This window comes from Halomonas sp., assembly GCF_033549285.1.
GTDB lineage: Bacteria > Pseudomonadota > Gammaproteobacteria > Pseudomonadales > Halomonadaceae > Halomonas.
Window position 1 is genome coordinate 1 of record NZ_JAWSUJ010000131.1, and the last position, 8594, is coordinate 8594.

Annotated in this window: 9 protein-coding genes and 1 pseudogene; 4 read left to right on the forward strand and 6 right to left on the reverse strand. The window is 58.8% G+C overall.

Features of this window, described 5'->3' with window-relative positions:
- The 3 genes from SCI24_RS19500 to SCI24_RS19510 all read left to right on the forward strand — a co-directional run.
- Positions 1 to 727: enoyl-CoA hydratase-related protein (locus SCI24_RS19500; RefSeq protein ID WP_318726960.1), on the forward strand; the 727-nt coding region annotated here is incomplete at its 5' end.
- Positions 724 to 2772 (forward strand): acetyl/propionyl/methylcrotonyl-CoA carboxylase subunit alpha, encoded by a 2049-nt coding sequence (locus tag SCI24_RS19505; RefSeq protein ID WP_318726961.1) that lies wholly within the window; start codon positions 724 to 726, stop codon positions 2770 to 2772. The genes SCI24_RS19500 and SCI24_RS19505, both read left to right, overlap by 4 nt.
- Before the next feature lie 292 nt (positions 2773 to 3064).
- Positions 3065 to 3964, forward strand: coding sequence for a hydroxymethylglutaryl-CoA lyase (locus tag SCI24_RS19510; protein ID WP_318726962.1), 900 nt, complete (start codon positions 3065 to 3067; stop codon positions 3962 to 3964).
- Between the two features lie 170 nt (positions 3965 to 4134).
- On the opposite strand, the gene SCI24_RS19515 is transcribed toward SCI24_RS19510, so the two are convergent.
- From SCI24_RS19515 to SCI24_RS19540, 6 genes are all read right to left on the reverse strand, one after another.
- Positions 4135 to 4449, reverse strand: coding sequence for a hypothetical protein (locus SCI24_RS19515; protein ID WP_318726963.1), 315 nt, complete (start codon positions 4447 to 4449; stop codon positions 4135 to 4137).
- 102 nt (positions 4450 to 4551) lie between these two features.
- Positions 4552 to 5010 (reverse strand): hypothetical protein, encoded by a 459-nt coding sequence (locus SCI24_RS19520; protein ID WP_318726964.1) that lies wholly within the window; start codon positions 5008 to 5010, stop codon positions 4552 to 4554.
- Between the two features lie 154 nt (positions 5011 to 5164).
- Positions 5165 to 5560 (reverse strand): hypothetical protein, encoded by a 396-nt coding sequence (locus SCI24_RS19525; RefSeq protein ID WP_318726965.1) that lies wholly within the window; start codon positions 5558 to 5560, stop codon positions 5165 to 5167.
- Between the two features lie 98 nt (positions 5561 to 5658).
- Positions 5659 to 6102 carry a hypothetical protein gene (locus SCI24_RS19530; RefSeq protein ID WP_318726966.1) on the reverse strand — a complete coding sequence of 148 codons (444 nt, stop codon included), beginning with the start codon at positions 6100 to 6102 and terminating at the stop codon, positions 5659 to 5661.
- Positions 6103 to 6186: 84 nt separating this feature from the next.
- Entirely contained in the window at positions 6187 to 6951 is a 765-nt protein-coding gene (locus tag SCI24_RS19535) for a hypothetical protein (protein ID WP_318726967.1), read from the reverse strand.
- Positions 6952 to 7000: 49 nt separating this feature from the next.
- The gene (locus SCI24_RS19540; RefSeq protein WP_318726968.1) at positions 7001 to 7864 is read right to left on the reverse strand and encodes a hypothetical protein; all 864 of its coding nucleotides are present in this window, start codon (positions 7862 to 7864) and stop codon (positions 7001 to 7003) included.
- Positions 7865 to 8471: 607 nt separating this feature from the next.
- Here SCI24_RS19540 and SCI24_RS19545 point away from each other — a divergent pair.
- A pseudogene (locus SCI24_RS19545) lies at positions 8472 to 8594 on the forward strand (IS630 family transposase); the annotation flags it as partial.

Below are 8594 nucleotides of genomic sequence, written 5' to 3' on the forward strand. Positions count from 1 at the left end.
CGCCGAGCTCAACGATCATCTGCGCCGCGTGGGCGAGCTCGCCCACCGCGGCGAGGTGCGCGCGCTGGTGCTGGGCTCCGAGGGCAAGAGCTTCTCCGCAGGCGCCGACCTCAACTGGATGAAGCGCATGGTCGACTATGACTTCGAGGACAACCTGGCGGACTCCCGGGAGCTCTCGGCGCTGATGCACGGCCTGGACACCCTGCCCTGCCCCACCGTGTGCCGCGTGCAGGGCGCCACCTTCGGCGGCGCCGTGGGGCTGGCCGCCTGCTGCGACATCGTCATCGCCTCCGAGAAGGCGAAGTTCTGCCTCTCCGAGGTGAGGATCGGCCTCTCGCCGGCGGTGATCAGCCCCTATGTGCAGCGCGCTATGGGCGAGCGCCAGATGCGCCGCTACGCCCTGACCGCCGAGGTGATGGACGCCGCCACGGCCGAGGCCCTGGGGCTGGCCCACCGGGTGGTCGCGCATGACGACCTGGACGCCGCCGTGGCGGCCATGGTCGACACCCTGCTTGGCACCTCGCCCCAGGCCAGCCGCGCCACCAAGGCGCTGCTCGCCGAGGTGGCCCGCGAGCCCGACAGCAACACGACCCGCGATCATACCTGCCGGGTGATCAGCGAGCTGCGGGTCAGCCATGAAGGCCAGGAGGGGCTCGCTAGCTTCTTCGAGAAGCGCCGCCCCGCCTGGGCCCCCGATTCCCCCTCGAACACGGAGCGCCGACAATGAGCCAGACGACCCATAACACCAAGCGCTTCGACACCCTGCTGGTCGCCAACCGCGGCGAGATCGCCTGCCGCGTGATGCGCACGGCGCGTGCCATGGGCCTGCGCACCGTCGCCGTCTACTCCGACGCCGACGCCAACGCCCGCCACGTGCGCGAGGCCGACGAGGCCATCCGCCTCGGTCCCGCCGCGGCCCGCGAGAGCTACCTCAAGGTCGAGGCCGTGGTCGAGGCCGCGCGGCGCAGCGGCGCCGGCGCCATCCACCCCGGCTACGGCTTCCTCTCCGAGAACGGCGCCTTCGTCGAGGCCCTCGACCAGGCCGGCATCGTCTTCGTCGGCCCGCCCGCCTCGGCCATCGCCGCCATGGGCGACAAGTCTGCCGCCAAGTCGCGCATGGCCCACGCCGGCGTGCCGCTGGTGCCGGGCTACCACGGCGACGACCAGGACGACGCCCTGCTCAAGGCCGAGGCCGACAAGATCGGCTACCCGGTGCTGCTCAAGGCCAGCGCCGGCGGCGGCGGCAAGGGCATGCGCGTGGTGGAGTCCGCCGCCGGCTTCCAGGCCGCCCTGGACGGCTGCCGCCGCGAGTCCCAGGCCGCCTTCGGCGACCAGCGCATGCTGATCGAGAAGTACCTGACCCAGCCGCGCCACGTCGAGGTCCAGGTGTTCTGCGACAGCCACGGCAACGGCGTCTACCTCTTCGAGCGCGACTGCTCGGTGCAGCGCCGCCACCAGAAGGTGCTGGAGGAGGCCCCGGCCCCGGGCATGAGCGAGGGCCTGCGCCGCGAGATGGGTGAGGCCGCGGTGCGCGCCGCCAAGGAGATCGGCTACGTGGGTGCCGGCACCGTCGAGTTCCTCCTGGATGCGGACGGCTCCTTCTTCTTCATGGAGATGAACACCCGCCTGCAGGTGGAGCACCCGGTCACCGAGATGATCACCGGCCAGGACCTGGTCGAGTGGCAGTTGCGCGTGGCCATGGGCGAGCGGCTGCCGCTGGCCCAGGACGAGCTGACCATCACCGGCCACAGCTTCGAGGCGCGGCTCTACGCCGAGGACCCGGAGCAGGACTTCCTGCCCGCCACCGGCACCCTGACCCGCTTCGCCATGGACCTGGAAGGCGCCGGCCTGGACCCCGAACGGGTACGCCTGGACAGCGGCGTGGAGACCGGCGATGCCGTCTCGATGCACTACGACCCGATGCTCGCCAAGCTGATCGTCTTTGGGGACGACCGCGCCCAGGCGCTGGCGACGCTGAACCGGGCGCTGGCCGCACTCGACGTGCAGGGCGTGGTCACCAACCGCGCCTTCCTGCAGCGGCTGGCCACCCACCCGGCCTTCAAGGCCTGCGAGCTCGACACCCGCTTTATCGAGAAGCACGAGGAGACCCTCTTCGCACCGCGCCGCTACAGCATCGAGGAGTATGCCGGAGCCGCCCTGGTGGGCCTCAACCAGCTTTCCCGCGAGTGCGAGAGCGACTCGCCCTGGGACCGCCACGACGGCTTTCGTGTCAACGCCCCGCACACCATCCGCATCGCCCTCTGCGACCCGGCCCATGCCCAGGACGACGACGACTCCGAGGCCGTGGTGGTGGTCGAGGGCACCCGCGCGGACAATGCCGGCCCCTGGCACCTGACCATCGGCGGCGAGACGCTCACCGCGCGCCTCGACCCGCTGGCCGGCGACGCCGTGGCCATGACCCTGGACGGCCACCGCCGCCGCCTGCAGGCGCGCCGCGACGGCAACGTGGTGGTGATGGTCGACCCGCGCGGCGAGACCCGCCTGTTCTGGCGGCGCATCGACGCCATCGACCACGGCCACCACGAGGCCGAGTCCACCCTCACCGCGCCCATGCACGGCACCGTGGTGGCGCTGCTGGTCGAGGCCGGCGCCCGCGTCGAGAAGGGCATGCCGCTGATGGTGATGGAGGCCATGAAGATGGAGCACACCATGTCCGCCCCCGCCGACGGCCATGTAGCAAGCTTCCACTTCCAGGCCGGTGATACCGTGGGCCAGGGCGATGTGCTGCTGGAGTTCGCCCCCGACGAATAATCGGGTGAACGCCCTTCGTAGGAGCGCTGCTCGCAGCGCGATAGGAGGCCGCAGGCCTCCCCTGCCCCTAAACCGCCACACAGGCCACAGCAATGCGAGCCGGCCAAACAGCAACGCTATCCTCCAAGGCTAGCGGCGCCGGGGACAGGTCGTAGAGGGGGTCCTATGCCAGGGATGGCATCGGTAGCGCCCAGGGAAGGGTTCACAGCGCCCCCTCGAAGACCTGTCGCCGGGTAAGCCGCGGCGAGTAGTCACCTCATCGGTTCGCCCTGAGCAAGACAGGAGAAGATTCATGGCATTCCCGAAACACGTTCGCCTGGTCGAGGTCGGCCCGCGCGACGGGCTGCAGAACGAGCCTGAGCCGATCAGCACCACCACCAAGCTCGAACTGATCGAGCGTCTCGGCGCGGCCGGCATCACCTACATCGAGGCAGCAAGCTTCGTCTCGCCCAAGTGGGTGCCGCAGATGGCCGACCACCAGCAGGTGATGAAGAACCTCGCCCGCCGCGATGGCGTCACCTACGCGGCGCTGACCCCCAATCTCAAGGGGCTGGAAGGCGCGCTGGAGTGCGGCGTCGAGGAGGTGGCGGTGTTCGGCGCCGCCTCCGAGGCCTTCTCGCAGAAGAACATCAACTGCTCCGTGGCCGAGTCCCTGGCCCGCTTCGAGCCGGTACTCGAGCGCGCACGTGAGGCCGGCGTGCGGGTGCGCGGCTACGTCTCCTGCGTGCTGGGCTGCCCCTACGAGGGCGAGATCGCCCCCGCCAAGGTCGCCGAGGTAAGCAAGGCGCTGTACGAGATGGGCTGCTACGAGGTCTCGCTCGGCGACACCATCGGCACCGGCACCCCGCTCAAGGCCAAGCGCATGATCGAGGCCGTGAGCCGCGACATCCCCATGGACAAGCTCGCCGCCCACTTCCACGACACCTACGGCCAGGCGCTCGCCAACCTCTACGCCGTAATGGAGGAAGGCATCGCGGTAGTGGACAGCTCCGTCGCCGGCCTCGGCGGCTGCCCCTATGCCAAGGGCGCCTCCGGCAACGTGGCAAGCGAGGACGTGGTCTACCTGCTCGATGGCCTCGGCATCGAGACCGGCATCGACCTCGAAGCCCTGGCCGCCACCGGCACCTGGATCACCCAGACCATCGGCCGGCCCAACCGCTCCAAGGTGGGGGTGGCGCTGGCGGCCAGGTAATCGCAACGCCAGAATGAAAAAGCCCCGAGTCAGGTGTCTGACTTGGGGCTTTGTTTATGGGCAATTTAACGCTGAGCTTAGCGGCGCCCTTGTAATGGAGGCGAAGCCGCAATGAAAAGGGCGTCCGGCGGCCATCGGCCGCGTACTACAGCGACTTGTTAAGCGCTGTGCTACAGGCCACGTTCAATAGCCTGCTTTATGACCGGCGCTACGGTTTCCGGAGTGATGCCCCGGTCTCGGCAATACTTGGTTTGCAGCCATGCGGATAGCTGCTTTTGGCCTTTGCTGGCATTACAGCCGCAACAGCAAAGAGCAATATTTTCTCGAGTAATGATACTGGCATCGTTGATGATGTGCTCCCAGCTTGCCGCAGATTTTCTTGAGACTTTCACGGAGGTAAATTCATTGCGGCAATAGACGCATTCCGTGTCTCGGGCTCGGACCTCTTTTTCCAGCCAGTCCGGAATATTCCAATTATTTGCCATTACTCAAACTTACCTTCTACCGCTTAACGCCAGCCATAAGCGGCGCCCTGACAGGGGCGTCCGGTGGAGGGCCATCGGCCCGTAACAGACTTAATGGCCTGGTTATGAATGATCGCTGTCACGCACACTGGCCAAGGCACCCTCGACATTCGACACTAAATAGCTTTCGTACCATGCCGAAAGGTTTTCAATCGCTGATTCAAGTGATTGCTCCTTTCCTGGTGCATAAGGATCAATGCCCTCTATTGGCACCTGTAATTGCTGCGCACCAACAAGCTCAGCGGCAAGCGACCCCACTTGCTGCAGAACGCGGCTGACTGGCTGAACAAATGGGGCTGACTCGCCCAACTGGCCGCGACCGCGAATAACCATATAACGGACATTCTCCGGGGCCGTGTGGGCACTCTGCAAAGCATCCCATACCGTACCCACCTCCTGTCCATTGACTGTTTGGATTGTGGCGCTCCGCTCCTCGTCCGTGATCTCTAGCTGATCTAAAGCTTCACAGGCATCAAGTGCGGAATTTACGAGCCTGCGAACCAATTTCCAATCTGTGGCCATGAATCCCTTCTCCTGTCTCCGGCCTTGTATTCATAACGCTTAGCTTAGCGGCGCCCTTGTAATGGAGGCGAAGCCGCAATGAAAAGGGCGTCCGGCGGCCATCGGCCGCGTACTACAGCGACTGGTTATGTGTGCCCGAACTAAAGCACAGGCTCTAGCCCCCGACGTGATCTACAGTGGCAAAAGCTAGGGCTTTACCACCGACAAAGGACAGCATATATGACTCCGACCACGACGTGACTGACACACCGGACTTATCCACCAGATTCCAAGTTACAGAGGCAACCGCGCACTCAGAACCAAGCCAGTTTACGGCAAGATTCGAGTAACGACATTCACGGCACCCTTGCGAGTGATAGTCATCCAAATAGGACTGAAAATACGCTGCCAGCTGCGAGCGTGAGTCGAAAACATTGCACGAATCACCCGGCCCTTTGGCCAAATAAGGAAGGGTGAATTTGGTAGCCACGCGATCACCATCGAAGCTCGAAAATGCCGCGACAAAATCTTCAAAAAACTCCCTGATGGCGGCTTCCCTTATGTCATCCATGTGGACGTATCTCCTTGGAGTGGCCGGAACTCACCACATAACGCATGCAGCAGGGGCGTGACGTCAGGAGCGTCCCTTGCCTGCACTTGTTAACTTTTTCACAGACCACTGAGGGAATCCTCAATTTCCTTGACGATTTCGACTAACGAGCGGCCTTTAGGCTGGCTTGTGAGCACAAAGGCGGCTTCCATTGGGTCAAAGAGTGCATTCGCATTGTCGAATGACGAGAACTCACCAACAACGAAATGGCCATAGTATCTGGAGCTAGGAGCTTGGAAAACACTCCAACAACCCCCGTGCCTTTCCACGAATAGCTCCCCTAAGAAATAGCCTATGCGGACAGTTATCCAGTTCTTAGATTCAGCAGAGATTTCCTGGTCCGACAGCCACGAACTTATCGGCTGCAAGAATTTCTCTGGATTGATGAGAATTTCATGTGGATTTTGAAAGCCTAGTCCTTTCGAGAAATCGTGAAGGACGGGAAGCCTTTCCTCGCGGAAGGAATTAAACCGTTCTTTCTGTTTCTCAATATCTAAGGACATTCTCAAGCTCGATTATAAAGTTAACGCCTGCAGTTGCGGCAGGTGCGGAGTGCAACGGAGTACCTGTCCGACAACCTGCACTGGTTAGTTGCTGGTGGAGATTGAGTCATATTTCTTCTGTATTTGATCTTCTTCCATTTTTTGGAAATTCTCGACTTTAAGCCTCAAAAAACCATCTGGATTCAACTTACAGTGATAGTGGTGATGCTCTTTCAAACGAGAGTCTTTTTCCCTTTCGATCTCCCTATCTGATTTTTCTTTTCGCCCCGTCATCTTCAACCACTGCTGGTAGGCTTTCCAAAAACTATAAGCCAGAGCAATTACCGATAGCCACACAGGGCTAAAAAACTCAAGTAGCGCAATAGCGGCAGGCACGACGACTGACCAGACAATCAGCAATCTTTTCGCTGTTCGTATTGGCTTTAGGTTTTCTCGTGCTTGGGCACTGACTTCGCTCTGAGTTCTGTAATTCAGGTCTGAGTATATTTCTATCAAATACCCTGGATCCTGCAGTTCCTCTGGAAACTCTTCATCTTCAAGAAGCTCCCACCGATAGCGCAGCTTTTCTTCATCCATGATAGCGGTGAGATGACTACAAGGACGGACTTTTTCAAGATCAATAAGATCGCCGCGCCTATCAAATGCACTAGCCATGACAGGTACTGGATACCGAGCGATCCACTTCCCGGCTAGATCCTCCAAGTCTGTGGCCACCTTCTCACCTGCAACGTCAGAAATATATGTCACGGTGAGGGAGGCAAATGGGACTGAACCAACAGGTGGAGAATACTCAAGAAAGTAGCTATCAGTTCTTTCGTTGATGTGATCGAAGTATATTTTTTCTGCCACTATCTCATGACCTTGTCTGGCAACTAACGTTTGTAGCAGGGGCGCGACGTCAGGAGCGTCCCTTACCTACACTGGTTATGTGCATTTTCAGCAAGCCGTCATATACAAATGAAAGACTATCAATTAGTTCTTTTACTAGACCATCCATAATCGGAATCACAGCATCGAACTGGTCAACAGATTCCTCAATGACTACATCTTTAATTTTCTCGTAAGACATTAACTCTGTAATCTGTCTTACCGATATAGAATCCGACTCTGAATTTTCTATAGCCTGTAATACGCTTAAATTCTTACTTGAGAAACCGGCTTGATGCGCAACCTTATTTCGCGGGGTTCGCAAGTGATCTATTGCGCCCTCCATCCTATTTAAAATCTCAACTGAACATGGAGAAAAACTCCGCAACTCTTTATGAACAGTGCGCTTCCCTCCTAATTTTTCAATCTTACTATTCTCCATCAACATCGTTGATCCAGCCAGTAGATATGATCGATCTACCACGCCAGTCAACCTGAGTAGAAAGTTTTCTATATGAAAGGCGTGGTGTTCAGAGAAGCTGTAGCCTGAGCCAAGATGATCTGTTTTCTTTAAATACTCGATAGCAATCGACATATTTTTAAAGGCATTATCAATCTCAGAAACCCTAGAAAAAACTTCTTGTGCATACACTTCAATAGCAGGCGCTTCATAGCTACTATCTCCATTTGACAATGCTGTCAATCCTTTGGTCAGGGATTCAGTAACCAATGGAAAGAGCTGCTTTATTTTCGGATGCTCTGAGTGCACTGCGCTACTCCATTTGCACATAACGCCAAGCGCAACGGCGCGAGCTTGCGAGCGTCCGGCACACGAAGTGTGCGAATTGACGCGCATTGTTAGCGCTTTTTCTAAATGTAGCCATGGCAGATCCATTCGCCACTACCAATTGTAGTGGAGCACGTAGTTTGCCCTGGCTGTGGCCACGATGGTGTGTATGTATACTCAATGCTCTCAGTCTCCGGATAGTAGGTAATAACGTCAGAAACATCCGGCAATCCTACAGCATACTCCGGAACCAGCGCATTTAGAGATTGGGGAAACTCCCCATTCTCTACTTTGTAACTATTTAGCAACACTAGCAGCGAGTCTGCCTGATCTCGATATTCCCGCCCCTTTGGGTCGTCACCTACAGGCCATACCGCACAGCCTGCGAGCGATAATATAAGGACGACAATTAAAAAATACTTGGCCATAGTTGACATCGCTAACGCTAAGGTAACCGGCGCCGGAGCGCCAGCGGAGGGAACCAAAAGCGGCACGCTTTTGGCGTCCGGTTGACCGCTTGGTTACATGGTGATTCTGTAGTATTGGCCATACTCTCCATCCTTAGAACCATTGTGCGTGGCCTGCCATCCCAATTTTTGAGCTACTCTCTGGCTAGCCAAATTGTCATCCGCGATGAAAACCTGAACGGTCTCTAAGTGCCTAGGCAGATATTTTCAGGCACAATGCCAGTAGGATCTCAGCTTAGGACGGCAGCATGGCAAGGCGCTTCATCTCTCCCCTGACAGAAGCCGACCGGCAGACGTTGGCACATGTCCATGAGTACGGTCAGAAACGCGCCTCGCGCCGTCGCGCTCATGCGATCCTCTTGAGCGATCAA